General features: G+C 73.1%; 20 protein-coding genes and 1 pseudogene. 13 read left to right on the top strand and 8 right to left on the bottom strand.

The features are described from left to right. Positions 1 to 114: 114 nt before the first annotated feature. The gene (locus tag OG276_RS36880) at positions 115 to 738 is read right to left on the bottom strand and encodes a helix-turn-helix domain-containing protein (protein ID WP_266912350.1); all 624 of its coding nucleotides are present in this window, start codon (positions 736 to 738) and stop codon (positions 115 to 117) included. A gap of 103 nt (positions 739 to 841) precedes the next feature. Between OG276_RS36880 and OG276_RS36875 the strand changes: the two genes are divergently transcribed. The 4 genes from OG276_RS36875 to OG276_RS36860 all read left to right on the top strand — a co-directional run bounded on the left by OG276_RS36875 (position 842) and on the right by OG276_RS36860 (position 5,235). Continuing rightward, positions 842 to 1,858, top strand: a complete 1,017-nt coding sequence (locus tag OG276_RS36875; RefSeq protein WP_266912348.1) for an NAD(P)/FAD-dependent oxidoreductase — start codon at positions 842 to 844, stop codon at positions 1,856 to 1,858. A gap of 127 nt (positions 1,859 to 1,985) precedes the next feature. Then, positions 1,986 to 3,617: an MFS transporter gene (locus tag OG276_RS36870; protein WP_266912346.1), complete on the top strand. Its 1,632-nt coding sequence runs from the start codon at positions 1,986 to 1,988 to the stop codon at positions 3,615 to 3,617. Positions 3,618 to 3,653: 36 nt separating this feature from the next. Then, positions 3,654 to 4,220 carry a GNAT family N-acetyltransferase gene (locus tag OG276_RS36865; RefSeq protein ID WP_266912344.1) on the top strand — a complete coding sequence of 189 codons (567 nt, stop codon included), beginning with the start codon at positions 3,654 to 3,656 and terminating at the stop codon, positions 4,218 to 4,220. 136 nt (positions 4,221 to 4,356) lie between these two features. After that, positions 4,357 to 5,235 carry a MerR family transcriptional regulator gene (locus OG276_RS36860; RefSeq protein ID WP_266912342.1) on the top strand — a complete coding sequence of 293 codons (879 nt, stop codon included), beginning with the start codon at positions 4,357 to 4,359 and terminating at the stop codon, positions 5,233 to 5,235. On the opposite strand, the pseudogene OG276_RS36855 reads toward OG276_RS36860, so the two are convergent. Next, positions 5,224 to 6,068: pseudogene (locus tag OG276_RS36855) on the bottom strand (IS5 family transposase). The gene OG276_RS36860 and the pseudogene OG276_RS36855 sit on opposite strands and share 12 nt — an antisense overlap. A gap of 59 nt (positions 6,069 to 6,127) precedes the next feature. Between OG276_RS36855 and OG276_RS36850 the strand changes: the two are divergent. From OG276_RS36850 to OG276_RS36840, 3 genes are all read left to right on the top strand, one after another. Further along, positions 6,128 to 6,274 (top strand): hypothetical protein, encoded by a 147-nt coding sequence (locus OG276_RS36850; protein ID WP_266912340.1) that lies wholly within the window; start codon positions 6,128 to 6,130, stop codon positions 6,272 to 6,274. A 163-nt stretch (positions 6,275 to 6,437) separates the two neighbouring features. Further along, the gene (locus OG276_RS36845; protein WP_266912338.1) at positions 6,438 to 7,268 is read left to right on the top strand and encodes an SDR family oxidoreductase; all 831 of its coding nucleotides are present in this window, start codon (positions 6,438 to 6,440) and stop codon (positions 7,266 to 7,268) included. A gap of 121 nt (positions 7,269 to 7,389) precedes the next feature. Then, complete coding sequence (locus OG276_RS36840) at positions 7,390 to 8,508, top strand: nucleotide disphospho-sugar-binding domain-containing protein (protein ID WP_266912336.1); 1,119 nt, start codon at positions 7,390 to 7,392, stop codon at positions 8,506 to 8,508. A 131-nt stretch (positions 8,509 to 8,639) separates the two neighbouring features. Here OG276_RS36840 and OG276_RS36835 read toward each other — a convergent pair whose 3' ends face one another. Together OG276_RS36835 and OG276_RS36830 are read right to left on the bottom strand one after the other, a co-directional pair. Further along, positions 8,640 to 10,376 carry an acyl-CoA dehydrogenase family protein gene (locus OG276_RS36835; protein WP_266912334.1) on the bottom strand — a complete coding sequence of 579 codons (1,737 nt, stop codon included), beginning with the start codon at positions 10,374 to 10,376 and terminating at the stop codon, positions 8,640 to 8,642. An 86-nt stretch (positions 10,377 to 10,462) separates the two neighbouring features. Further along, a complete protein-coding gene (locus OG276_RS36830) occupies positions 10,463 to 11,023 on the bottom strand; it encodes a PadR family transcriptional regulator (protein WP_266912332.1) in 561 nt (186 codons plus the stop codon). A gap of 138 nt (positions 11,024 to 11,161) precedes the next feature. Here OG276_RS36830 and nadE point away from each other — a divergent pair, with 138 nt between their 5' ends. From nadE to OG276_RS36815, 3 genes are all read left to right on the top strand, one after another. After that, entirely contained in the window at positions 11,162 to 11,992 is an 831-nt protein-coding gene (gene nadE / locus OG276_RS36825; RefSeq protein ID WP_266912330.1) for an ammonia-dependent NAD(+) synthetase, read from the top strand. A gap of 179 nt (positions 11,993 to 12,171) precedes the next feature. After that, positions 12,172 to 12,426 carry a hypothetical protein gene (locus OG276_RS36820; RefSeq protein WP_266912328.1) on the top strand — a complete coding sequence of 85 codons (255 nt, stop codon included), beginning with the start codon at positions 12,172 to 12,174 and terminating at the stop codon, positions 12,424 to 12,426. 61 nt (positions 12,427 to 12,487) lie between these two features. Then, positions 12,488 to 14,026 (top strand): MFS transporter, encoded by a 1,539-nt coding sequence (locus OG276_RS36815; RefSeq protein WP_266913438.1) that lies wholly within the window; start codon positions 12,488 to 12,490, stop codon positions 14,024 to 14,026. Positions 14,027 to 14,050: 24 nt separating this feature from the next. Here the strand turns inward: OG276_RS36815 and OG276_RS36810 are convergent, their stop codons facing one another. Continuing rightward, positions 14,051 to 14,749, bottom strand: coding sequence for a TetR/AcrR family transcriptional regulator C-terminal domain-containing protein (locus OG276_RS36810; protein ID WP_266912326.1), 699 nt, complete (start codon positions 14,747 to 14,749; stop codon positions 14,051 to 14,053). A 38-nt stretch (positions 14,750 to 14,787) separates the two neighbouring features. On the opposite strand from OG276_RS36810, the gene OG276_RS36805 reads away from it, so the two are divergent. Then, on the top strand, positions 14,788 to 16,236 hold the full coding sequence (locus OG276_RS36805; protein WP_266912324.1) for an FAD-dependent monooxygenase: 1,449 nt from the start codon (positions 14,788 to 14,790) through the stop codon (positions 16,234 to 16,236). A 39-nt stretch (positions 16,237 to 16,275) separates the two neighbouring features. Here the strand turns inward: OG276_RS36805 and OG276_RS36800 are convergent, their stop codons facing one another. Together OG276_RS36800 and OG276_RS36795 are read right to left on the bottom strand one after the other, a co-directional pair. Then, a complete protein-coding gene (locus OG276_RS36800) occupies positions 16,276 to 17,889 on the bottom strand; it encodes an alpha/beta hydrolase (protein ID WP_266912322.1) in 1,614 nt (537 codons plus the stop codon). Between the two features lie 305 nt (positions 17,890 to 18,194). Next, positions 18,195 to 19,418: a glycosyltransferase gene (locus tag OG276_RS36795; protein ID WP_266912320.1), complete on the bottom strand. Its 1,224-nt coding sequence runs from the start codon at positions 19,416 to 19,418 to the stop codon at positions 18,195 to 18,197. 632 nt (positions 19,419 to 20,050) lie between these two features. On the opposite strand from OG276_RS36795, the gene OG276_RS36790 reads away from it, so the two are divergent. Together OG276_RS36790 and OG276_RS36785 are read left to right on the top strand one after the other, a co-directional pair. After that, the gene (locus tag OG276_RS36790; protein WP_266912318.1) at positions 20,051 to 22,183 is read left to right on the top strand and encodes a PIG-L family deacetylase; all 2,133 of its coding nucleotides are present in this window, start codon (positions 20,051 to 20,053) and stop codon (positions 22,181 to 22,183) included. Between the two features lie 184 nt (positions 22,184 to 22,367). Next, positions 22,368 to 22,802, top strand: a complete 435-nt coding sequence (locus tag OG276_RS36785; RefSeq protein ID WP_266912316.1) for a hypothetical protein — start codon at positions 22,368 to 22,370, stop codon at positions 22,800 to 22,802. Positions 22,803 to 22,817: 15 nt separating this feature from the next. On the opposite strand, the gene OG276_RS36780 is transcribed toward OG276_RS36785, so the two are convergent. Beyond that, positions 22,818 to 24,362: a hypothetical protein gene (locus OG276_RS36780; RefSeq protein ID WP_266912314.1), complete on the bottom strand. Its 1,545-nt coding sequence runs from the start codon at positions 24,360 to 24,362 to the stop codon at positions 22,818 to 22,820. Positions 24,363 to 24,493: the final 131 nt, after the last annotated feature.

Below are 24,493 nucleotides of genomic sequence, written 5' to 3'. Positions count from 1 at the left end.
AGGACGCGCAAGACGCCCGCGCCCGACAACCCGTACGGGGCAGGGGGAGCCAGGACCGACCTGGAGGACATGGAGGACATGGAGGACCTCAAGGAGCCGCCCGCCCGCGCCTCGTCAATGATCCGGCCCCTGACCGGCGCCTTCGCCGTTCCCGTCGCCTCCCCCGTCACCGATGCCGTTGTCCCTCTGGTGGCCGCGGCGGGCGTCCCGGTCGAAGATCCCCAGGATCTCGCACGGTCCCCCCTCGGCGCCGATCGCGTGCGGCATCATCGTGGGGAATTCGGCCGCCTGGTTCGTCTCGATGCGGAAGCGGCGGTGCCCCAGCAACAGGATCGCGGTACCGGACAGGACCACGAGCCATTCGCGCCCGGGGTGCGCGCGCATCCGGGAGGGGTTGTCGGGTGGCGGCTCGGTCATGCGCTGGCGGATGACCGTCATCCCCGGTTCCCCCTTGATCGGCCAGCGCATCTGCCCGCGAGCGGCGTCGATCATCGGACTGGTGATGACATCGTCGGTCGCGGTCTCCACGAGCTGGTCCAAGGTGGTGTCGAGCGCGCGGGCGAGCGTGACCAGGCTGTCCAGCGCCAGGCGGCGCTGGCCGTTCTCGATGCGGCTGAGCGTGGACTGGCTGAGCCGGGCACGCGTGGCCAGTTCCTCCAGGGACCAGCCCTGCGCCACCCGCAGCGCGCGGATGCGTTTGCGTACCAGGCTGTCCAGATCGCCGTCTTCTTGCGTCATAGGCAACATTGTATGCCCGCCCTGCAAGTCGCGGTTAGCGTCGTACGCAGACGGCCCCGGACCACGGGGCCGGCACGAAACCTCCCGAAGGGAAACCGACGCCATGTCCGCGACGACCACCGCCCACGCGACCGACGCACTGCCGGACGGGACCGTCGACGCCGTGGTGATCGGCGGCGGCGCCGCCGGTCTGAACGGCGCGCTGATGCTCGCCCGCTCCCGCCGTTCGGTCGTCGTGATCGACAGCGGCACCCCCCGCAACGCGCCCGCCGAAGGCGTGCACGGCCTGCTCGGCCTGGACGGCACCCCGCCGGCGGAACTGTACGGGCGGGGCCGTGAGGAAGTGCGCCGCTACGGCGGCCTCGTCGTCTCCGGCGAGGTCTGCGCCGCCGAGCACGCCGATCCGTCCGCCGACGGCGACCTGCGCTTCACCGTCACCCTGACCGACGGCCGCGTCCTGACGGCGCGCCGCCTGCTGGTGGCCACCGGTCTGCGCGACGTCCTGCCCGAGCTGCCCGGACTGGCGGAGCACTGGGGCCACAGCGTGGTGCACTGCCCGTACTGCCACGGCTGGGAGGTGCGCGACGAGCCGATCGGCGTCCTCGCCACCGGCCCCGCATCGGTCCACCACGCCCTGTTGTTCCGTCAGCTCACCGACGACCTCGTCTACTTCACGGACGGCACCGAGCTGGACGAAGAGACACGTACGCGCTTCGCCGCACGCACCATCCGCGTCATCGACACCCCGGTCGAAGAGGTCGTGGGGGACGCCGACGGCGGCATCCGCGGCGTGCGCTTGGCCGACGGCCGGGTCGTCGACCGCCGCGTCCTCGCGGTGGCGACCACGCTCGTGGCCCGTACCGAGGGACTGTCGGGCCTGGGCCTGCCGATGGAGGAACTGCCCGGCGGCGGCCGTCGCTTCATCTCCGGCGCGGCCGGCGCCACCGACGTGCCCGGGGTGTGGGTGGCCGGCAACGTCACCGACCCGATCGCCCAGGTCGGGGCCTCCGCCGCGGCCGGGGCGCTGGCCGGCGCCCACGTCAACGCGCTCCTCGCCGTCGCCGACACCGACGCGGCAGTCGCGGCCCTCGCCCCGGCAGGGACCACCGCCACCGCCTGAGGCCCACTACGGCCCGACGCCCGACGCCCGGCGGGCGCGCGAACGCCCGCTCCCGCCCCACCCCACCCCGGCAGCGCCGGACCTGGTCCGGCGCTGCCTTCCGCATGCCCTTTTCCGGGAGGAAACCATGAGTTCGCACCAGCCCCCACGGGAGGCAGCCGCCGAAGGACCCGGCGGCGCCGACAGCCAAGACCGGCCGGACGCACGCCGGCTGCGCACCGTCCTGATCACCGTATGCATCGCGTTGATGGCCGTCATCGCCTCGGTTTCCGGGCTCAACGTCGCCCAGCCCGACCTCGCCGTCGAGTTCGGCGCCTCGCAGAGCACCGTCCTGTGGATCATCAACCTCTACACCCTCACGCTGGCCGCCCTGCTGCTCCCGCTCGGAGCACTCGGGGACCGGCTGGGCCGCAAGCCCACGCTGATCGCCGGCCTGGCCGTCTTCGGCGTCGCCGGCGCCGTCGCGGGCCTCGCCCCGTCCACGGAGGTCATGCTCGCCGCACGCCTGCTCAGTGGTGTGGGCGCCGCGATGATCATGCCCATCACCCTCGCCGTGATCACTTCCACCTTCCCCGAGGAGCAGCGCGGCCGGGCCATCGGTGTGTGGACCGCGGTCGCCGGAGGCGGCGGCGTCCTCGGCATGTTCCTCTCCGCGACGCTCGTGGACGTGGCGAACTGGCGCTACCTCTTCGTGCTGCCCGTCGCCCTGGCCGTCGTGGCCCTGGTCATGTCGCTGCGCGTGATCCCCGACTCCCGCGAGACCCCCGGGCATGCGTACGACACCGTCGGCGCGCTGACCTCGGTCGTCGCCGTGGCCGGCCTCATTTTCGCCCTCCAGGAAGGGCCGGAGCGCGGCTGGTCCGATCCCACCACCCTGACCGGCCTCGTCGCCGGGCTGCTCGCCGCCGTCGCCTTCGTGGTCCGGGAGGTTCGTCTCCGGGACGCCGCCCTGCTCGACGTACGGCTGTTCCGCGAGCGCGGGCTGGCCGGCGGCTCCCTCACCCTGCTGACCGTCTTCGGTGTGCAGGCGGGGATCTTCGTGGTGCTCTTCCCCTTCTTCCAGGCCGTTCTCGGGTGGTCGGGCCTCATCTCCACGCTCGCGCTGATGCCCATGGCCGTGGCCATGATGCTGGCCTCCGGCCTGGCTCCCCGGCTGGCCGCGCGCACCGGTGCCCGCCGCGCCATGGCGGCCGGCATCCTGCTCGCCGGCGCCGGCCTCGCCCTCATGGCGGGCATCGTCTCCGTCGACGGCGGCTACCTGTCCGTCCTTCCCGGCATGCTCGCCATGGGCATCGGCATGGGCCTGGCGATGACGCCCTCCACCGAAGCCATCACCGGCTCCCTGCCCCGGGAGCGCCAGGGCGTGGCCTCCGCGCTCAACGACGTCACCCGCGAGTTCGGCACCGCGCTGGGAGTGGCCCTGCTCGGAGCGCTCCTGTCGGCCGGCTACCGCGATGCCGTCGACGAGCGGCTCCAGGGCATCCCGCAGGGCGCCGCCGACGCCGCGCGGGAGGGCCTCGCCAACGCCGTCGAGGCAGCGCACGGTGCGGGCCCCCAGGCGCAGGCCCTCGTCCACGCCGCCCGGCAGTCCTTCGTCGAGGGCTGGCAGCAGGCCATGTGGGCGGGCGTCGCCGTCATGGGCGTCCTGTTCCTCTACGTCCTGGCCCGTGGCCCGAAGACGCCGGCGGAGGCGGAGGCGGAGGCCCTGGAGTACGCCCAGGATCCGACGGCGGACCCCGAGGCCCTCTCCCTCAGGTGACGGGCAGACATATGCACCTATGTCATCATCGAGTTCATGAGTGAAGTCGAGACCCTCCCCCTGCGACTGACCCACCTCGATGCCGTTCTCGATCTCGGCTACCGGGCCTTCGACGTGAAGGCGATGCCCTACACGTCCTGGTCACTGTCTTCGGTGGCCGCGCACTGGGACGCCCAGCCGGACGCCTGCTGGATCGCCCGCGACGAGGAGGGACTGCTCGGCTTCGTCCTCGGATCACTGTCCTACGACGAGCGCGAGGACTGGGGCTACCTGGAGTGGATCGCCCTGGAGGAACGCGCCCGCGGTCGCGGAGTCGCGAGTTCCCTGGTCGAGCACTGCTGCGCCGCGCTCTTCGCCGCGGGAGCGTCCCGGATCATCACCGACGTGGAGAGCGGCAACGCGTCCTCCGCGGCGATGATGCGGCGCAACGGGTTCACCGAGAAGGTCACCGTCACCCTGTTCGTCCGCCCGAACCCGCGCGAACACACCGGCACGTCCTCGTACTCCCCTCAGGATCCGGCCAGGTCCCGCCTGCGCCGCGCCGCCCGGGCCGGCGGCAGCGCGGCGGGCCCGGGCGCGGCAGGAACGGCCCCGCTCGCCTAGGCCGTGTCTTTCGGATCAGGCCGTCGCGGAACTTCGGCGCGTGGGGATGGCCGGGCGCATCTTGGCGATGGCGGTGCAGCCATCATTCGAGGACGGGCTTGACTCTCGGGTTACGAGAGACGGCACAGTCAATGCCATGGACAAGAGAAACCTGCTGCCGATCGGGCAGTTCTCGCAGGCCAGCGGCCTCTCGGTCACCGCGCTTCGGCACTACGACGCCAGTGGCGTGCTGGTGCCGGCGTTCGTCGATCCGGTGAGTGGCTACCGGTACTTCTGGCGTGATCAGGTGCGTACGGCGCAGTCGATCAGGGCGCTGCGGCAGTTGGACATCCCGGTCGAGGAGGTGCGCCAGCTGCTCGGTGGCGGCGAGGATGAGCTGGTCGCCGCTCTGCAGGCGCGTCTGCGGGCGGCCGAACGGCGGCTGGAGGTACAGCGTTCCTTGGTCCACAGCCTGTTGAGCCGACTGACCGAAGGAGCAGAGATGACCCACCATGTCACCGTCCGCCAGGGCGCCGCCGAACGGATCCTCGTCCGCGGGGCAACCCTGGACAACTCCGGGCTCGACGCCTTCCTTCGCGGTGCCTATCAGGAGATGTACGAGGTCGCCGGCCGCGGCCCGCTCACCTTCACCGGGCCCGCCTTCGTCCGCTTCCACGGAGTGTGCGACAACGAGAACGAGACGCTCGTCGAGGCGTGCCTGCCGTTCTGGGAGGACGGCGCGCAGCCCACGGACCTGCCCGAGGGCATGATCGTGCGCGAGCTGCCCGAGAGCACCCTCGCCTGCACGGAGGTCGAGGGAGCGGACGCCGCGTTCCCGCAGATCCTCGGCGCGTACGACGCCGTCGCCAACTGGATCACCGAGCACGACTTCGCCTTCGCGGGGCCGGCCCGGATGGTCTACCGCCGGTGGACCGGGACACCGGACGACCCGGGCAACCGCCTGGAAATCGCCTGGCCGATCGACGAGCCCACCGGCGCCGGCGACGAAGCGGTTCCTTTCGGATCACCTCGCTGACCAGATGAAGATGGCGGCGAGGTGGAGTCCGGCGAGGTAGATGGTGGCGGTCTTGTCGTATCGAGTGGCCAGCCCGCGCCCCTGCTTGAGCTTATTGATGCAGCGTTCGACGGTGTTCCGGTGCTTGTAGGTCTCACGGTCGAAGGCCGGAGGACGACCGCCACCACTGCCGCGGCGCTTGCGGTTGGCGGCCTGGTCGGCAGGTTGCGGGATCACGGCGCGGATCCCGCGCCGACGGAGATGGGCCCGGATCCCGCGGGACGAGTAGGCCTTGTCTGCCAGGACCGTCTCCGGTGTGGTCCGTGGCCGTCCGACAGGCCGGGGCACCCGTAAGCGAGCCATGACCTGGGTGAACGCGGGTGCATCACCGGCCTGGCCGGGCGTGAGGACGAAGGCCAGCGGCCGGCAGCGGCCGTCTGCGACGAGGTGAATCTTGGTGGTCAGCCCGCCGCGGGAACGTCCAAGGGCATGGTCGTCCGGCTCGCCGGCCGGGGCCCCTTTTGACGGGCCCCGGCGGCGTGCTGATGGGCTCGGACGACGGTGGAGTCGACCGCGACGACCCAGTCGAGGTCGCCTTCGGCGTCGGCCTGGGCGAGCAGGGCGGTGAAGACCTTCTCCCAGGTGCCGTCGGCGGCCCATTTCCGCAGGCGGTTGTGGGCGCCCTTCCACGAGCCGAAGTGCTCGGGGAGCTCCATCCACGGTGTGCCGGTGCGGTACTTGAACGCGATCGCGTCGATCACCTGCCGGTGATCACGCCACCGTCCGCCCCGCTTCGGTGTCCGGTCCGGCAGCAACGGCTCAATCCGTGCCCACTGGGCATCAGTTAACGACACACATCAACCAACGATCAGATGATCCGAAGGAAACGGCCTAGCGCTCCGACCGCGAACCCTTGGCGGGCCCTTACGTCGTTTCGCTCTCGCTGATCGCGGAACGCCTGGCGCTGCTCACGCTCGGTCTGGTCCGGCCCCGGAGCGAACGACTCCCCGACGGGGTCCCGTTCGCGGGCCATCACTTCTTCCTCCGCACGGACTCCTGACCCGTGCGGAGGGCCCGCGGGGCCCGCCCGGCGCGTGCGCGGGCCCGGACGTGCGCCTGCGCGCCTCCGCGCGCCCCCGCAGCGGGGATGACCGCGGACCGGATCCGCCCCGAACATGAACTGCCGTCAACATCCGCAGCAACTCGGCCATCACGGGGGAACCATGGGACGACGCTGGCTGATCACGGGATGCTCCTCGGGGCTCGGGCACGCCCTCGCCACCGCGGCGGCCGGGGCCGGGGACGAACTGGCCGTCACCGCCCGCAAGACCGCCGACCTGGAGGATCTGGCCGCCGCCTGGCCCGGGCGGATCGTCCCGATCCCGCTCGAACTGCGGGACGACGCTTCCTGCGAGGAAGCCGTCCGCATCGCGGCCGAGCGCCTGGGCGGCATCGACGTCCTCGTCAACAACGCCGCCGTCGGACTGTTCGGCGCGGTCGAGGAGGTCTCGGACGCCGAACTCCGCGACCAGTTGGAGACCCTGGTCGTCGGCCCCTGGCGGCTCGCGCGCCTCGTCCTGCCGCTGATGCGGGCCCAGGGGCACGGCCACATCCTCAACGTCTCCTCCGTGGTCGGACGGATGGCCTTCCCCGGGCTGGCCGCCTACACCGCCGGGAAGCACGCCCTCGAAGGCATGAGCCGGACCCTCGCGATGGAGGCCGCGCCCCACAACATCCGCGTCACCGTCATCGAACCGGGCATGTTCGCGACGCGCTACGGAACCTCCATGGCCGAGGCCGCCCACCGGGTCCCCGCCTACGACGCCACCAACCGCGAGATGCTCGAAGGGGCCCGGGGCCTCGCGGACAGCCCCGAGACCGGAGCCCCGGAGTACTTCGCCGCGCGGGTCCTGGACATCGTCACCGCCGAGGGCCCCACGCCGCTGCGGATCCCCGTCGGCGACGACGCCTACGGCTACATCGACGCGTCGGACGAGGTGGACCGCGCGGACCACGCTGCGGCCCGCCTCCTCGTACAGGGCCCGCCGCAATAGGCCGAAATTCGATCATGTCAGTGGAAACCGAGGCGCGCGCGGATTCGTTCGAACAGGTGCCAGAACCCTCAAGTGGCCTTGAACGAGCAGAAATTCACGGTTCGACCCAAGGAGTGTCAGCGTGCGCGTCCTCTTCACCGGCCCCGCTTCGGTGGGCCATCTGTTCCCCATGGTGCCGACCGCCCAGGCGCTCCAGGCCGCCGGGCACCAGGTGCTGTTCGCGGTTTCGGCCCCGTACGACCAGATGCGGCAGTCCGGCCTGCCCACCGTGGGGATCGGTGACGGCTCGACGCTATTGGAGGCCTTCAAGCGTGCCTCGAACGGCTCGGACCTGCAGTTCATCACGGACGGCAACAGCCCAGAGGACACCGAGCGGATCGCCGCGGCCGGCTTCGCCGAACACGGGCGGGTCACCATCGACGACCTGTTCGCACTCGCCACCGCCTGGCGGCCCGACGTCATCGTCCACGCCGCCTTCCAAGCCGCCGCTCCCCTGGTCTGCGCGGCCCTCGGCATACCGGCCGTGGTCCACAACTTCGGCGTGATGTCCGGCTTCGGCATGGTCGGCCGGCTCGCCGGACTGCTGGCGGACGAGTATCGGGCCCGTGGGGTGGAAGGCCCGGCCACCCACACCGTCCTCGACGTCGTTCCGCCCTCCCTCGGCGGAGACGGCACGGGCTGGCGCGTCCGGTACGTGCCGCACAACGGTGGCGGTTCGATTCCGCGCGATCTCGTGGCCCGTGGCTCCCGGCCCCGAATCGCCGTCACCCTCGGGACCGTGGTGACCGCGTTCGCGGGCGTCGACCCGGTCACCCGGGTGATCGCCGAGGCGGCGTCCGTCGACGCCGAGTTCCTGCTCGCGGTCGGCGACACCGATCTGGGCCCGCTCGGCACGCTTCCCGACAACGTCCGGGCGCTGCCGTGGGTGCCCCTGGCGCAGCTCCTGGACACCGCGGACGCGATCGTGCACCACGGCGGCGCCGGCACCATGCTCACCGCCGCCGCCCTGGGCGTCCCGCAGCTGATCCTCCCGCAGGGCGCCGACCACTTCATGAACACCGATGCCGCGACCGGCCTGGGCTTCGCCCTCCGTACGACCGGCGACGCGGTGGACGCCGGTCTGCTCGAACGCCTGCTCACCGACGAGGCCCTCCGCAAGGGGGCCGCCGCCACTCGGGCGGAGATTGCCGCGCTGCCCTCCCCCACCGACCTCGTCGCCTCCTTCGAGGCCATCGGTTAGCGCGGGAAACCCAGGACGGCCTACGGCCGAACCCGCACCCCTACGGCGGGTAGGAGGTGCGGGTTCGGCTCGATCCTCAGACGATCACTTGCACGCGATCCGGGACCCGGTCAGCCAGATCGAGCCAGGCGTCAGGGCTTCATCTCGTACGCACCCGCCAGCGCCTCCACCCGCGCCCACACGCGCGCCGACCGGTCCGCGTCCACGGCCGGGCGGCGGACCGCTCCCAGCGCCCAGGCCTGCTGGTCCGCGGTGGCGGAGTCCTTGCCGTGCAGTTCGACGGCGTGCGCGGAGAAGTCCCGTACGAGGACGCCGAAGAGCTCGTCCAGCACGTCCTCGTCCAGGCCGGTCAGGCGGGCCTGCTCCAGGACGAGCTGGCCGTGCACCACCAGGGCGAAGAGCTGGCCCACCGCCAGGAGGAGGTCGAGGTCGCGGCTCTGCCGCTCGTCGGGGGCGGCGGTCTCGACGAACGCGCAGAGGGCGTCGGCCTGCTCGCGCAGCCGGGCGACGTTGGGCACGGCGGCGTACGCGTCGTAGGCCGGGCGCCAGTCGTGGAACCGTACGGATCCAAGGCCCCGGGCCGGGCCCTGGCGGAACAGGAAGGCGTCGTCGGCCGCGTCGAGGCGGGTCGGGACGGGGGCGTAGTCGGCCGGTTCCAGCAGGTGGTTGCGCATGAACTTGAGGATGAGCGCCAGGTTGACGTGGACCGTGCCCTCCAGCTTGGGCAGGCCGCGGATCTCGACGGCCGCCTGGGCGAAGTAGGTGTCCTTCTCGAAGCCCTTGGCCGCGATGACGTCCCACATCAGGTCGATGACCTTCTCGCCCTCCGTGGTCACCTTCATCTTGGTCATCGGATTGAAGAGGAGGTAGCGGCGGTCGTCGGGTCCGGCGGAGCGGAAGTAGTCGACGGCCCGGTCGCTGAACAGCTTCATCCCGACGAGGCGGACGTACGCGTCGGTGAGCTCGCGCCGCACGTGCGGGAAGGCGGTGACGGGGCGGCCGTAGAGGATGCGGCCCTGCGCGTGGGTGACGGCTTCGTACATCGCGTGCTCGCAGATGCCGATCGAGGCGGTGCAGAGGTTGAACTTGCCGACGTTGACGGTGTTGAGGGCGGCGTCGAAGGCGGCGCGACCGGTGTGCAGGACGTCATCGGCGCCGACCGGGTAGTCCGTGAGGCGGAACTCGCTGACGTACTTGGAGGAGTCGACGACGTTCTTCACCACGTCGTACGCGGGGTGGCGGCTGTCGGCCGCGAAGAAGACGTAGCCGTCCGGGCCCTCGATGTCGGTGCGGCGGCCGAAGACGGAGACGAGTCCGGCGGCGTTGCCGTTGCCGATGTAGTACTTCGAGCCGGTGGCCCGGAAGCCGCCCGCACCGTCACCGTCGGCATACGGCTCCAGCAGCATGTCGGTGTTGTAGATGTCCGCGCCGTGGGTCTTCTCGGACAGGCCGAAGGCGAACACCTCGCCCGCGTCGAGGAGTTGGGCGGCGCGCTCGCGGGCGGCGGCGTTGTCGCTCTGCCAGACGGGGCCGAGACCGAGGATGGTCACCTGCCACGCGTACCAGTAGTCGAGGCCGTAGAAGCCGAGGATCTCGTTGAGGGCGGCGATGCGCGCGGTGTCCCAGCGCTTGTCGGTCCCGTCCTGGCCGGCGGCCGGCTCCGGGGTCAGGAAGGTCGCGAAGAGGCCCTCCTTCGCGGAGAACGCGAGGAAGTCGCCCAGCCAGGCGCGGGTGCGGTAGTCCTCGATCAGCCGGCGCTTGCCGCGCTCCTCGAACCAGTCGACGGTCGCGCGCAGCAGCCGGCGGGTCTCGGGGTCGAAGTGCGCGGGGTCGTAGGTGCGCGGGTTGAACAGCAGCTGGTCGCTCATGGGCGTTCGCCTTCCGGTCGGAGGATGAGGGGTGACGAGGGAGCAGGAGAAAGAGGGAGGAGCAGGGAGCGCTCGGCGGCGCCGGTTCAGGGGGCCGTCAGGCGGTGGAGGGTGGCCAGTACGTCCTCCAGCCAGGCCAGCTGCATGCGCTCGTAGGCGATGCCGCCGCGGAGCACGACGTGCTGGAGTTCCCGCCCGGCGTCGGAGGGGTCCGGGGCCGGAGCCTCGGGTCCGGTGAAATCGCGGAGCTGTCCCGCCAGGTAGTGCGTGAGCCGGTCGGCGTGCGTGCGGTGGTGCCGCTCGACCTCGCGGATCAGGGCGGCCGGATCGTCGAAGGCCGCGCCGCGGATCTTCACGGCGAGCTCGTGGCGGACCGTGTCGGCCTGGACCGGCTCGTGGAGCCAGGCCGAGAGGGCGGCGCGGCCGGTCGCGGTGACGGAGTACTCCTTCTTGTCCGGCCGGGTCAGCTGGGGCACTTCGCGGACGTCGAGCCGGCCGTCGGCCTCCATCCGGTTGAGCACGCGGTAGATCTGCTGGTGGGTGGCGGTCCAGAAGTAGCCGATGGACCGGTCGAACCGGCGGGCCAGCTCGTATCCGGAACCCGGCTGTTCCAGCAGGGAGACGAGGATCGCGTGCTCAAGTGCCATGCCCCGATCTTTCTATGCAACTCGTTGCATAGACAAGCGCCGCCACGAGGGTGAGACGCGGCTCACCCGCGCGCTCGGTTAGGGTCGGCGGGACAGCGCATCGCACCGCGATCCGACGAACCATCATGAGGAGCAGCCGTGAGCCAGCCGGCGTCCACCGCCCTGCAGCAGGAGATCGCCCGGGAGCTCCTGGTCACCGACGCCTTCGACGCCGAGCGGGAGATCGAGCGCCGGGTGGCGTTCCTGGCCGAGCGGCTCACCTCCACCGGCCTGCGCTCCCTGGTCCTCGGGATCAGCGGCGGCGTGGACTCCACGACGGCCGGCAGGCTCTGCCAGCTCGCCGTGGAGCGGGTCCGCGCGGCCGGGCACGAGGCGACGTTCTACGCCATGCGACTGCCCTACGGGGTCCAGGCCGACGAGAGGGACGCCCAGCTCGCCCTCGGCTTCATCAACGCCGACCGGGTGCTGACCGTGGACGTGAAGCCCGCGAGCGACGCGGCGCTGTCCGCCTCACTGGCCGGCGGGACCGTCTTCCGCGACGCCCACCACCAGGACTTCGTGCAGGGCAACATCAAGGCCCGCCAGCGCATGATCGCCCAGTACGCGGTGGCCGGCGCGCACGACGGCCTGGTCGTCGGCACCGACCACGCCGCCGAGGCTGTCTCCGGGTTCTTCACCAAGTTCGGCGACGGCGCGGCCGACGTGGTACCGCTGACCGGGCTGACCAAGCGCCGGGTACGGGCCTGCGCCGACGTCCTGGGCGCACCGGCCGAGCTGGTCTGGAAGACGCCCACCGCGGACCTGGAGACCCTGGACCCGGGCAAGGCCGACGAGGACGCGCTGGGCGTCACCTACGACGAGATCGACGACTTCCTGGAGGGCAAGCCGGTCGGGGAGCGCCCCTTCGAGACGATCGTCCGCCGCTACCGCCTGACCGAGCACAAGCGGCAGCTGCCGATCGCACCGTAGCGGCGTCCGCGCCGGGCGCCGGGGCGGGCGGGACCGGAGCGGCCAGGTCCGGAGCGGGAGGGACGGAAACGGGCATGACGGGCGCGTGAACTCCGTCTCCCCGGGGTACTGGACGGTCACGGCGAGCAACAATTGCCCGGCTCGTCGTAGTGGTGTCGTTCCACACCCGAGGAGTCCCCGTGGCCGTCCTCAGCACGATCCTGCTGATCCTCGGCGCCTGGTGCGCCGCGAGTCTCGCCACCGTCGCCGCGTACGCCGCCATCCGCAGGCTCCATGTCCGGCGGCAGCGGGCGGCGTCCGCGCCGGTCGGCGCGGGTGCGGCCCGGGGCCGCGCCCAGCGCCGACGACCCCGGCTCCCCGCTCACCGGTCCGGACGCTCCGGACGCTCCGATCCCGACCGCAGGGTCCCACCGGCGGACCTCCAGGCGGGCTGACCGTCACGAACCGTGTTTGGCTGGCCGCATGACGTCCGCCAGCGGAACCTCATCCGGCCCGATGCCCGAAGCCCCGTCCCGGCCCGCCGGCGGCGCACCGGCGGGACCTCCCGATCCCCGGCGCTGGTGGGCGCTGGCCGTCATCGGGCTGGCCCAGCTGATGGTCGTGCTCGACGCCACGATCGTGAACATCGCCCTTCCCTCCGCCCAGCGCGATCTGGGGATGTCGGACGGCAACCGGCAGTGGGTGATCACCGCCTACTCGCTGGCCTTCGGCGGTCTGCTCCTGCTGGGCGGGCGCCTCGCGGACCTCATCGGCCGCAGGCGTGCGTTCGTCATCGGCCTGAGCGGCTTCGCCCTCGCCTCCGCCCTGGGCGGCGCGGCGAGCGGACCCGGGATGCTCTTCGCGGCCCGGGCACTGCAGGGCGTCTTCGCGGCGCTGCTCGCGCCGTGCGCCCTGTCGCTGCTGGCCACCACCTTCGACACCCCCAGGGAACGCGCCAAGGCCTTCGGCGTGTTCGCGGCGATCGCGAGCGGCGGCGGCGCCGTCGGCCTGATCGCCGGGGGCCTGCTCACGGAGTACCTGAACTGGCGCTGGTGCCTCTACGTCAACGTGGTCATCGCCGCGGTCGCGGTCCTCGGCGCCTTCGCCTTCCTGCGCGGCACGGGGCGTACGGGAGCGAAGCTCGACGTCCCGGGTGCGATCCTCGGGTGCGGCGGGCTCGCGGCCATCGTCTTCGGGCTGAGCGAGGCCGAACCGCGCGGCTGGTCCGACGGCCCGGTCCTCGGCCTCCTCGCCGGCGGGGCCGCCCTGCTCACCGCGTTCGCCTGGTGGCAGGCGCGGGCGAGCGACCCCATGCTTCCGCCGCACATCATCGGGGACCGGACGCGGGCCGGCTGCCTGCTCACCATGGCTCTGGCGACCATCGGCCTGTTCGCCCTGTTCCTGTTCATGACCTACTACTTCCAGCTGATCCTCGGCTACTCCCCCGTCAAGACCGGGCTGGCCTTCCTCCCCATGACGCTGGCGATCATCACCGGTGCGACCCAGGTCTCCGCGCGCTTCCTCGACCGGCTCGCGCCCCGCTCGCTGATCGTCCCCGGGCTGCTCCTGGCCACCGTGGCCCTGGTCCTGCTCACGCGGCTGACAGTGGACTCCTCGTACGCGACCCACGTGCTCCCCGCGATGCTGGTCCTCGGGTTCGGCATGGGCCTGGTCTTCATGCCCGTGATGTCGACGGCCACCCAGGGCGTGGCGCGCAAGGACTCCGGGATCACCTCCGCCACGGTCAACACGGCCCAGCAGGTGGGCGGCGCGATCGGAACGGCGCTCCTGAACACCATCGCGAGCACGGCCGCGACGGCCTACGTCGCCGCACACCGCGCGGGACCGGCGCAGGCCGCCGACGGCGCCTCCGTGTCCCCGGCGCAGCGGTTGGTCGAGGCCCAGGGCGTGGTGCACGGCTTCGGGGTCGCGCTCTGGTGGGCGGCCGGCATCATGCTGCTGGGCGCCGCCGCGGCCGCCCTCATGATCACCGCGCCGGCGCCCGCGCACCGGCGCGAGGCCCGGGGCGCGGGGGTCGCCGCCCCGGCGCCCTGACGGGGCCGGCACGACGGACGGGGCCTACGGGCCCTGCGGGGCCGGCCGCGCGGCCGGCGGGAGCAGGGTCGTGGCGATGCCCGCGAGCACCGCCGCGAGGCCCGCTTCGAAGCCGGCGTCCTGATCGCGGAACATCTCCGGGCCCGCCTCGGCCGTCAGCGGGAAGCCGGCGAGCCGTTCGGCGCGGGCCTCCAGGTCGTAGCCCTCCCCGTCCGAGCCGGGCAGGGGGCCCATCGACTGCTCCTCGATCACGTACCCGATGGTGTAGCTGTACGCGGTGAACCAGGCCCGGGCCGCCCCGGCAGCCGTGAAGCCGCCCGCGACGAGCGTCCGCAGGTGGGCCTCCATCGGAGCGGCGTAGCTGATGTCGGTGAAGTGCGTACCGCTGTAGACCTTGGCGCCGTCGCGGTAGCGCAGCAGGTGCCCCCGCAGGCCCCGCATCGCGGCCTCCAGTGCCTGCTTCCAGTCGTCGGGGGGACGGGCCGCGTCCAGGTCCGCCGTCATCCGGCGGAACATCTCGGTGGCCATCTCGTCGAGCAGGGCCTGCTTGTCCTTGAAGTGCCAGTACAGGGCGGGCGCCTTGACGTCGAGCTCCTTGGCGATGGCCCGCAGGGTCAGTCCCTCCAGGCCCACGTCGCCCAGCAGCCGCAGGGCGGTGGCGGCCACCGTCGCCCGGTCGAGCCGGACCCGTTCTGGTTTTGCTTCTCGTTCTTCTCTCACCACCTTGACAACTTAACAGCGTTAAGCACATTCTCGTGCCCATGACCGAACTTAACAGCGTTAAGGAAATCGGGGCTCCCGACGTGCTCGTCGTCGGCGCCGGCCCCACGGGACTGGCCCTGGCCCTGGACCTCACCCGCCGCGGCGTCCACGCGCTGGTCGTCGAGCGGGCCGGCACCCTCTTCCCCGGCTCGCGGGGCAAGGGGCTTCAGCCCAGGACCCTGGAGGTCTTCGACGACCTCGGCGTGGGGGACGCGGTGCGGGAGGCGAGCGCCCACGCACCCCTCGGGCAGATCTGGCAGGACGGCCTGCCGGTCGGCGAGCACGACATGCTCGGCGACGCCGCCGTCGGCGGCCCCACGGACACCGAGCCGCACCCGCGGGCCCGGCTCCTGCCCCAGTGGCGCACCCAGGAGATCCTGTACGAGCGCCTCACCGGGCTCGGCGGCCGGGTCCGCTTCGACACCGCCCTGACCGGCTTCGAGCAGGACGCCGACGGGGTGAGCGCGTACCTCTCGGACGGCAGCGTGCTGCGCGCCGCCTACCTGGTGGCCGCCGACGGGGGCCGCTCCACGGTCCGCAAGGCCCTGGACATCGGCATGACCGGCGAGACCGTGGATCCCGCCCCGATGGTCGTGGCCGACGTCCGGCTGCGCCCCGGAGCGCTGGACCGCGACCACTGGCACCTGTTCCCGGGCCCGGACGGCGGTTTCGCCGCGCTGTGCCCGCTGCCCGGCACCGACGAGCACCAGTTCGTCGCGCGGACCGACGACCTCACAGATCTCGACGTCCCCGCCGCGGTCGCCGCCCTGACCCACCTGGACGCGCAGGACGTCACCGAGGTCCGGTGGGCCTCCGACTTCAGGCCGCGCGCCGCCATGGCCGACCGGTTCCGCGACGGCCGGGTGCTGCTCGCGGGCGACGCGGCGCACGTGCACTCCCCCGCCGGCGGCCAGGGTCTCAACACCAGCGTGCAGGACGCCTACAACCTCGGCTGGAAGCTCGGACAGGTCCTGCGCCACGGAGCCGACCCCGCGCTCCTGGACACCTACGAGCAGGAGCGTCAGCCCGTCGCCGCGCACGTACTGGGCCTGTCCACGCGGATCCACCGCGGCCAGGAGGAACGCGGCGGCGCCACCCGCCAGCTCGGCCTGGGATACCGGGGCGGCCCCCTCTCCGAGGGGGCCGCGGGCGCTCTGGAATCCGGGGACCGGGCCCCCGACGGCCCGCTGCCGGACGGGCGCAGGCTCTTCGACCTGTTCCGGGGACCGCAGTTCACCCTGCTGGCCGTCGGCACGGATGCCGAACTGCCCCCCGTGAGCGCGGAGTTCCTGCACGTCCACCGGATCGGACCGTACGAGCCGTACGGCAAGGGGCTCTTCCTGGTCCGGCCCGACGGGTACGTGGGCTGGGCGGGCGAGGACGCGACCGGACTGGCCCGCTACCTCGCCCGCCTGGCCCGCCCCGGCTCGCCGGTGACGGCCGGCTGAGGCGGGGGCCGAGGCGGGGGGCTGAGGCGGATCCCCCTGTCAGCGCAGAGTGGGGATCACGTCGTTCGTCTCGTCTGCTTCCACGGGCCCGGTGGCGCGTCGGCCGAGCGCCTCCGGGGGCGTCTCGTCCGCGCAGACCGTGCCCCGTGCGGGCAGGGCCAGGGTGGCCAGGTAGTCGTTGACGAGCGCGCTGACGCATGCGCTCCGGTTGTAGGCGGTGTGACCCTCGGCGTCGAAGGTCAGCAGCCGTCCGGCCTCCAGGGTCCCGGCCAGGGCCACGGAATCGCGGTACGGGGTGTCCGGGTCCCCGGTCGTGCCGAGGACCAGGATCGGGGCGGATCCGGCGGCCCGGTAGGAGCCCTCGTAGCGGCTCGGGCGTTCCGCCTGCCACTGCGCGCAGGCGGGCGCGTGGTTGTGGTCGTAGGTGGGCGGTCCCAGGCCGATGGGCGGTCCGAGCAGGGGCGCCGAGGCCGCCTCCGCGCTGACGAGTCCGCCCAGGAGGAGCCGGCTGGTCGGGTAGACCCGGTCGGCGCACTCGACGGCGAGGTTGACGTTGAGGAAGTCGAAGGACCCGGGTGAGGGGGGCGACAGCAGGAAGGAGGTCTTGTGCGCCTGGGCCGCGGCCAGCGCCTCGCCCAGGTAGGGCCAGATCTCCTTGCCCGAGTTGATGTTGAACATCAGGCGGTAGGCGAGGGTGTAGCCGGTGGCCGGGCGTCCGCTCGGCGTGATGACCGGATCGGCGTCGAGGTCCCGCTTGAGCTGTTCGAAGGCCTCGCGGGGTTTGCCCGCGCCGAATCCGCAGGCGGTGGCGTTCTGTGCGCACCAGTCGAGGAACCGGCCGACCGCCGCGTCCAGCGCGGTGAATTGCGTGGCGTCGTAGGCGTACGGCACGTCGGCGTAGCGGCGCGGATCGTAGCCCCCGTCCAGGACCATGGCGCGCACGCGCCGGGGGAACTGGGCGGCGTACACGGTGCCGACGTAACTGCCGAAGGAGCGGCCGTAGAAGGTGAGCGTCTCCTCGCCGAGGGCGCGCCGCAGCAGGTCGAGGTCCTTGGCGTTCGACCCGGTGCCGATGAACGGCACGAGGCCGCCGGCGCGTTCCCGGCAGGCGGCGGCGAACTCCTGGCCCTGCCGGAGGGCGGTCTGCAGGGCTCCCGGTCCGGGGACGCCGCGCGCGGCGTCGACGGCGGCCGAGTACTCCGCGTCGTTCCAGCACTCCACCTGGCCGCTGCGTGCCACGCCCCGCATGTCGTACCCGACGACGTCGAAGCCGTCACGGAGGGCGGCGGGGAGCGCGGCGTAACTGTTGCGGGCGAAGTTCACGCCGGAGTTGCCGGGTCCGCCGGGATGCAGCACCAGGACGCCGGTGCGGTGGGCCGGGTCGGCCGCGAGCCGGCGGGTGACGGCCAGCGGGATCGTGCTTCCCGTGGGGTTGCGGTAGTCCAGCGGCACCTGGGCGGTCGCGCACTCGAAGCCGTCGCCCTGGCCGTCGGCACAGGGGCCCCAGGTGAGGGCGGGTACGGGCGGGGCGGGCAGGGCGGTCGCCGTGGCGGCCCCCGGCCTGACCCCGAGGAGCGCCGTGACCGCGATCAGGACGAGGGCTATCCCCCACACCACTCGCTTGCGCGCGTCATCGGCTAAACGGGTCTGCATGCGGTGAACTCCCTTGATGGCGGGGTGGGTGCAAGGGCGCCCACGAGATCGGGGGTGAGCGGGCGCCCGCGCTCGGCTGAGCGGCAGGCCCAGGTTCCCATCCGCGCAGCGGGCCGGGATAGACGGCGTGCCCGACGGGATGCGGAACGTACGGCCCCGGCCTGCGGATTCGGCCCGCCGTCCGACTGGGCCGACCGGATGAGGGCGGGCCCGGCCCGGGGCCCCCGCCCGGGGCCCCGGCCGGCGGCGGGCAGTGCGCCGGTGATCGCGCCGGAGCAACGGCGGGACCTCGATCGGACTTGAGGTCAAGCGGTCGGGGCGACCCCTTCGAGCAGCAGGCGTGCGGCCACCGTCGTCCCGTCGGTGCGGACCGCGGCGGCCGCGGAGGCCGCCCGGGCGCGGGTCTCGGGAGCCAGGGCCGTGTGCAGCGCGGCCGACAGGGATCCGGCGGCGGGGGCCGGGCCCTCGTGGGCCGCGCCGATGCCCAGGTCGGTGACCCGGCCCGCCCAGTAGGGCTGGTCCGCACCCTGCGCCAGCACCACCTGGGGCACGCCCGCCAGGGTGGCGGTCGTCGTGGTGCCCGCGCTGCCGTGGTGCACGACGGCGGTCACCCGGCGGAAGAGCGCCTGATGGTTGACCTCGTCGACGAGGAGACAGTCGTCCCATGTGTCGGCCGGGGTCAGTCCGGCCCAGCCCCGGGAGACGACCGTGCGGTGGCCCCGCGCCCGGATCTCTTCGACGGCCGCCCGTGCGACCTCTCCGACGGCGCCCAGGGGCATGCTGCCGAAGCCCACGTAGACGGGCGGGGGGCCGTCGTCCACGAAGTCCACCAGTTCGGCGGGGAGCGGGCGTTCGTCCGGTGCGCACCACGCTCCGGTCTGCACCACGCCGAGTCCCGTCGGCTGCCACGGGGAGAGGAACGGGTCCGTGGCCAGCCACGGGTGGTCGGTGAAGGCGTAGTCACGGACGGAGTCCACCGGTGCCAGGCCGGCCGCCGCCCGCAGGGTGTCGAGCGCCTCGCCGAACATGGTGTGCGCGATGCGGGCATCCAGGTCCCAGAGCGCCTGGTTGTCGGTGGCGTCCGACGGCAGCGGCTGCCCCCGCCGCGCGGGCGGCCGCCGGTGGGGAGACGGCAGGCTGACCGGCTGGTGGCTCGCGTGTACGTACCGCAGCCCCAGCTTCTCGGCCACCGATCGCGCGCCCGCGGTGACCGGCAGTGGGCCGGTCGCCACCAGCACGTCCGCCCCCTCGGCCGCCGCGGCGACGATGTCGAACTGTGCGGCCATCAGATCCGCCGCCCGCTGCGCCAGCCCCTCGGCCGATCCCGGCGTCACCGAGGTCACCAGCGGGCGCACCGGGCCGCCGGTCGGCACCACCTCCACACCGAGCCCTGCCAGCCGTACGGCGAACTCCTCGTCGGGCGGCGCGCACAGCCGCACCTGCGCGCCGAACTCCCGCAGCCGGACCGCCAGTCCCGCCATCGGCTCCACGGCCCCGCGCGACCCGTACGTCGACAACACCACACGCATTCGGCGACTCCCGTTTCGGTACATCGGTAGGGACCAAAGGCCCTGAGACCCCGGCTTCGGTCGGTGATTCTCCGCCACGCCCCGGGTCTTGCCGCAAGCCCCCCTGGCCCCGGTATGTTGATCATGGTGCGACGGGTGCGCACCGCGCGAGAAATTTCAGGGAGGCGCCGGCGGCGGACTGCCCGTCCGAGGGCCTCGGGCGGGGACGCCCGTCGTGTGGATCCGATCACACGGAAGGCCCCCCTCCTCGCGCGACCACCAGGGAGGCCTCGCGACCGGGCCGTCGACTCCGCGTCAGGCGCCGGGGGCGAGACCGCCCCTGTGCCACCAGGGGACGAGCCCTGCGAACAGCCGGATGTGCCGGGCCTGCGACCTCGGCGGGGGCGGCACGGTTCGTCGGGGTACGGGGCGGTAGTTCACTCCCGAGAAATATGGACATAGTTACCCAAGTTGGCCCGTAGGGGGAAAGTCGCCACATGTCGAGGAATATAGGACATGACGGTGTGTCAGGCGCGCGCGCTGAAGGCATAATCGGGCCCGGTCGTCTCCGGAAAGCGGTGGGACCAAAGGGGCACCGACCCGCCCCGCAGCCCAACTCCGCACCCTCCCGACCGATTCCCGAGGCTTCACAGATGCCCCTGGCCCGCCGCACCCGCCTCGTGGCGGTGCTCACCACGCTCACCGTCATCTCCGTCGGGGTGACGACCTGGGCCTACGGCGACGGGACCATATCGGAGCCCGCGGCCCCCGCGGCGCACCGCCCGAGTGTGACCGAGGGCACGGTGCTCCAGGTGGTCGCGCATCCCGACGACGACCTCTACTTCATGAACCCCGATGTGAGCCGCGCCATATCGACGGGCATCAAGGTCACCACCGTCTATCTCACCGCCGGCGAGTCCGACGGCCACAACGAGGCCCACAAGGGTGCCCTGCAGGACCCCGTGCGCCCCCCCGACCACGCCGCCTACGCGGAGGCCCGGCAGAACGGCATACGGGCCGCCTACGCGCAGATGGCCACGGGCAACCGCGCCAGCGCCTGGCAGCGCCGCTCCATACCCACCGTCGGCGGCGGGAGCGCCGAAGTGGACGTCCTCGTCGCGCGGCCCGAAGTCAACCTGGTGTGGATGCAGCTGCGGGAAGCCGGCAAGGTCAGCGAGGAAGTGCCGGTCAGCCTGCGCAGGCTGTGGAGCGACAAGATCCCCTCGCTGGGCGTCCAGCTGAGCTCGGAAACGCCGGTCAAGCAGTCCGGGGTCTCGTACAGCAAGGACCAGGTCGTGGAGGCCATCGCGGCGGTCTTCGCGCGGTACCGGCCCACCACCATTCGGACGCAGGACCCGACGCCCGGCCCCGGCAAGGCCGACCACCAGGACCACATATACGGCGCCCGCTTCGCGCAGGCCGCGGCCGAGCGCTACGCGAAGTCCACGGATCGGCCGCACTTCTCGATCCAGAACTACGTGAGCTACGCCAACACCGGCATGCCACCGGCCCTCGACCCGCAGACCGCCGCGGAGAAGCTCGTCTACCTCAAGACGTTTGCCTGGATGGACTTCAAAAACTGGTGCGGCAGCCCCGCCGGCTGTGGCGACCGCAAGCTGGCCACCCGGCCCGAAGGCGACACGCCCGGCTGGAACCGGAGCATCCGGTACAGCCGGGGCGCCAACAGCTCCTGGATGACCGAGGGCACACCCGGCAAGCTGTGGGCCTTCACCGTGCTGGACGGCCGGATGGCCTACTGGTCGCGCAGCGGCTTCAAGGCGCCTTGGCAGGGGCCCCGCTTCCTCGCCGGGACCGGGATCGACACGGGCGCCACGGCGGTCCGGCTCCCGGACGGCAGGGTAGGGGTCTTCGGTACCCGGACCACGCTGGGCACCAAGTCCCAGGACTACAAGCGCGAAGTCGTCTACTCCGTCCAGGCGGCGCCCGACGGCGAGTTCGCCCCGTGGCGGTCGCTGGGCACCCCGGACACGGACCACCTCTCCGACGGCTCGGCGATCAGCGCGCCGGCCGTGGCCCTGGACCGTGCCGGCCGGATGACCGTCTACGTCCGCGATACCCGGCGCACCCTGCGCGCCTGCGCCCAGTCGGCCGCCGGCGGCGCCTTCGGAGGCTGGGCATCCCTGGGCGGCTCCGGCCGCCCGAAGGAACCGCTCTGGGGCGACCCGGTCACCGCCACGGACACGGCCGGCCGGCGCCACGTGTACGTGCCCACGACCAAGAGCGTGATGGCCTGGGTCCAGCGCGCACCGGACGCCCCGTTCGGCGCCCCCGTACGGACCGGACTGCCGTGGACCGCCGGACCGCTCTCGGCGGTTCCCGAGGGTGACGGAGTCGCCCTGTACTTCCGACGCCCCGGCTCGGGCAACGTCGAAAAGACGCTGGCCGGCTCCCGCCCGACCGGACCGACGTTCTCCCGGGTCACCACCGTGGGCGGCCACGGCGGCTACGGCTCCGTCGGTGTAGCGGGGGACCTGCTCGTGGGCCGCGCCGGTTCGGGCACGGTCGCCTCCACTGACCTGGACCGCGGACCGGCCTGGCTCGAATCCCAGATGTACTACACGGGCGCCCCGGCGGCCCTGGCCCCGCTGGACGGCTCGGCCATCGGCGCCGTTCTCGGCCTGGACGCCCGTCTGCACCTGACGACCCCTCCCCCGAGCGCCCCCAAGCCGCGCGGCAACCGGCCGCCCTACGCCCCCTGGTACCTGGCCGTCCCGCCGCCGGAGGAGGCGGCCGACCGCCCCGAGGGTCCCCGGTGGCAGCACTGAGCGGTGCGGGCGACGATGGCGGCGGACCGCGCCGGGTCCCGGCCGAGGCCGGGACCCGGCACCGTCCCACCCCACTCGACCGGTGATCGGGGCTCCCATGACCGCGTGCTCCCCCGTACGGATGGATCCCCCGGCCCCTCCTCCCCGCGCGCCCGGGCGTAGGGGGCCGGGCCCGGTCCGCGCCGTGGCCTCCGTCGCCGTGCTGCTGTTCCTCGCCACCGGATGCGGGAACGACACGGCGCCGGCCTGGGGGTACCCGGAGCTCGGGGCGACTCTGGGATCGATGTCCCGGGCCCTGGACGAAGGCTGTGCCGCAGCTGCCCCCGAGCGCTGCGCCGAGGACCTCGACCGGATCGACGTCCTGGCCGACCGGGCCTTCGCCCAGGTCCTCGACCACCGCCTGCTCGACGCCGCGTACGTGGACGCCAGGAACGAGGTGGCCCGTACGAGGGAGGTCCGCCGCGCCGCCGCGGTCTCGGCCCGCTCGCGGCGTGAACCGCAGCACCTCCCCCTCGTACGGGCGCTGGCGGCGGAACGGCTCGCCTACCGAGATCTCCTGGCCACGCTGGAGCGGCTCCGCGCCGCACCGCCGGCGGGCGAGGGCACGCAGACCGTCTGACCCCCGGTCACAGCACTAGGGGCCCAGGGGCGGGGTCGGGAGCCCTGTGCCTTCCAGCGCCACGAGGGCCAGGACGGCGATGGAGCCCGTCCAGGCGAGGGGGGCGACCGAGGAGGGCCGGCCCTTCCCGTCCACCTTCTCCGACAGTTCACCGAGCGCGTTGCGCTTGGAAAGGACCCAGTCCAGGACCCGTCCGGCCTTCTCGGGCCGCCCCGTACCGGCCCAGGCGAGCGCGAAGAAGGCCGTACTGGGTGTCCAGGCGTACGCGCCCCAGCGGGCCCCGGGATCGTTCCCGGGGGTCAGCCCGCCGTTGGGCAGGAGCAGTTCCCGGTAGGTGGTGTCCAGCGCGCCGGCCAGGCCGGAGGGGGCTTCGTTGAAGGGGGGCGCCATGAAGGCCACCGCGCTGTCCCGCCCGTGGCGTCCGTCCACGGTGCGCTGGTACCCCAGGGGCAGGAAGCGCGTGGAGATGCCTGCCGACAGCCGCCGGGCGGCGCGGGTCCAGCGGTCGGCGTCCTGGGGCCGGTTCGCCTCGCGGGCGAGGTCGGCGGCGGCGTTGAGCCCGGCGAGCAGCGGGGCGGCCGTGCCGATGTTCGCGGTGGCCGTCGTCAGCTCCCAGTAGTCGGGGGACGCCGGCGGCAGTCCGTCCGCCCGCAGGGAGGCCGCCGCGTGGTCGGCCGCCTTGCGGATCATCGGGTAGAGGGTGGCCAGCCGGGCCCGGCGGGTGGCCGGGGGCGCCTCCTGGTACCACTGCCAGGTGGCCCAGGGGACCCAGCCGTTGGCATCGAGCTGCGCGCTCCTGGCGTCGGGCGGCCCGGATCCGTCGAGTTTCGTACGCGCTTCCCAGGTGCCGTCCGCGCGCTGGGTCGCGGCGCTGTAGCCGAGGATCCGGTAGGCCTCGGCGTCGTGGCCGGTGTGCGCGAAGGCCGCCGAGACGAAGCTGGAGTCGCGCGGCCAGGAGTACTTCCAGCCGTCGCTCCAGCCCGCCGCCACGGCGCCGTTGGGGCGCAGCAGGGCGCGCATGGCCAGCAGGGCCCGTTCGGCCGCCGCGCGCCGCTCGGTCGAGGTGCCGGGGACCCGGCCGGAGGCCAGCCAGGCGCGGCTGCGTTCGATCTGCCGCCGGGCGGGCGGATGGCCAGCGACGACGACGGCCGAGGCCGTCTTGCCGTCGGGAAGGTACATCCACCGGCCGGAGGCGAGCCGCAGGACGTGACTTCCCTGGACGTAGCGGGCGTCCGCGGCGAGGGCCGGCGCAACGCCCTCGGCGCCGGTCGTGTTGGACAGGAGTCCGGCGGTGGGAGCCTCCAGGGCCGCCGGGCGGGCGTGTCCGGGCTCCGGGGCCAGGCGGCCCCCGTGGCCCACGGGCAGGGCGAACGGCGCCGGGCCGCCGCCTCGCTGCCCGCCGCCTCGCTGCCCGGCGTACCGGCTGGGGTGCCCGGTGTCGTACCGGGCGGCGTGTCCAGGGTGCCCGGTGGGTGGGTGGCCCGAGGTGCACACGGGGACGGCGACGCTCGCCAGGGCCGCCGTGACGACCACCCAACGGCCGGGCCGGACACCTCGCATCGCCGCTCCCTCCGCCGGGCCCGTGTGCGTACGGACCCTGATTCCCCATCCTGGGAGCGCCCCGCGTAGGCTGCCACGGAAGGCCCGCCGCGCGGGTGACCCGGGAGCGCGGAGGGGCCCCGTGGCTCCGT

It is taken from the genome of Streptomyces sp. NBC_00086, assembly GCF_026343255.1.
GTDB lineage: Bacteria > Actinomycetota > Actinomycetes > Streptomycetales > Streptomycetaceae > Streptomyces.
Note: the sequence above shows the minus strand (reverse complement) of the source record. Positions and strands in the feature narration are given on the sequence as shown.

What these genes read in the sequence shown, in the direction of transcription:
- OG276_RS36830 (WP_266912332.1), bottom strand. Translation starts at nt 11,023, where the DNA reads ATGGCACTTGAGCACGCGATCCTCGTCTCCCTGCTGGAACAGCCGGGT.
- OG276_RS36880 (WP_266912350.1), bottom strand. Translation starts at nt 738, where the DNA reads ATGACGCAAGAAGACGGCGATCTGGACAGCCTGGTACGCAAACGCATC.
- OG276_RS36815 (WP_266913438.1), top strand. Translation starts at nt 12,488, where the DNA reads ATGCCCGAAGCCCCGTCCCGGCCCGCCGGCGGCGCACCGGCGGGACCT.
- OG276_RS36860 (WP_266912342.1), top strand. Translation starts at nt 4,357, where the DNA reads ATGGACAAGAGAAACCTGCTGCCGATCGGGCAGTTCTCGCAGGCCAGC.
- OG276_RS36875 (WP_266912348.1), top strand. Translation starts at nt 842, where the DNA reads ATGTCCGCGACGACCACCGCCCACGCGACCGACGCACTGCCGGACGGG.
- OG276_RS36870 (WP_266912346.1), top strand. Translation starts at nt 1,986, where the DNA reads ATGAGTTCGCACCAGCCCCCACGGGAGGCAGCCGCCGAAGGACCCGGC.
- OG276_RS36790 (WP_266912318.1), top strand. Translation starts at nt 20,051, where the DNA reads ATGCCCCTGGCCCGCCGCACCCGCCTCGTGGCGGTGCTCACCACGCTC.
- OG276_RS36845 (WP_266912338.1), top strand. Translation starts at nt 6,438, where the DNA reads ATGGGACGACGCTGGCTGATCACGGGATGCTCCTCGGGGCTCGGGCAC.
- OG276_RS36795 (WP_266912320.1), bottom strand. Translation starts at nt 19,418, where the DNA reads ATGCGTGTGGTGTTGTCGACGTACGGGTCGCGCGGGGCCGTGGAGCCG.
- OG276_RS36865 (WP_266912344.1), top strand. Translation starts at nt 3,654, where the DNA reads ATGAGTGAAGTCGAGACCCTCCCCCTGCGACTGACCCACCTCGATGCC.
- OG276_RS36835 (WP_266912334.1), bottom strand. Translation starts at nt 10,376, where the DNA reads ATGAGCGACCAGCTGCTGTTCAACCCGCGCACCTACGACCCCGCGCAC.
- OG276_RS36800 (WP_266912322.1), bottom strand. Translation starts at nt 17,889, where the DNA reads ATGCAGACCCGTTTAGCCGATGACGCGCGCAAGCGAGTGGTGTGGGGG.
- OG276_RS36780 (WP_266912314.1), bottom strand. Translation starts at nt 24,362, where the DNA reads ATGCGAGGTGTCCGGCCCGGCCGTTGGGTGGTCGTCACGGCGGCCCTG.
- OG276_RS36805 (WP_266912324.1), top strand. Translation starts at nt 14,788, where the DNA reads ATGACCGAACTTAACAGCGTTAAGGAAATCGGGGCTCCCGACGTGCTC.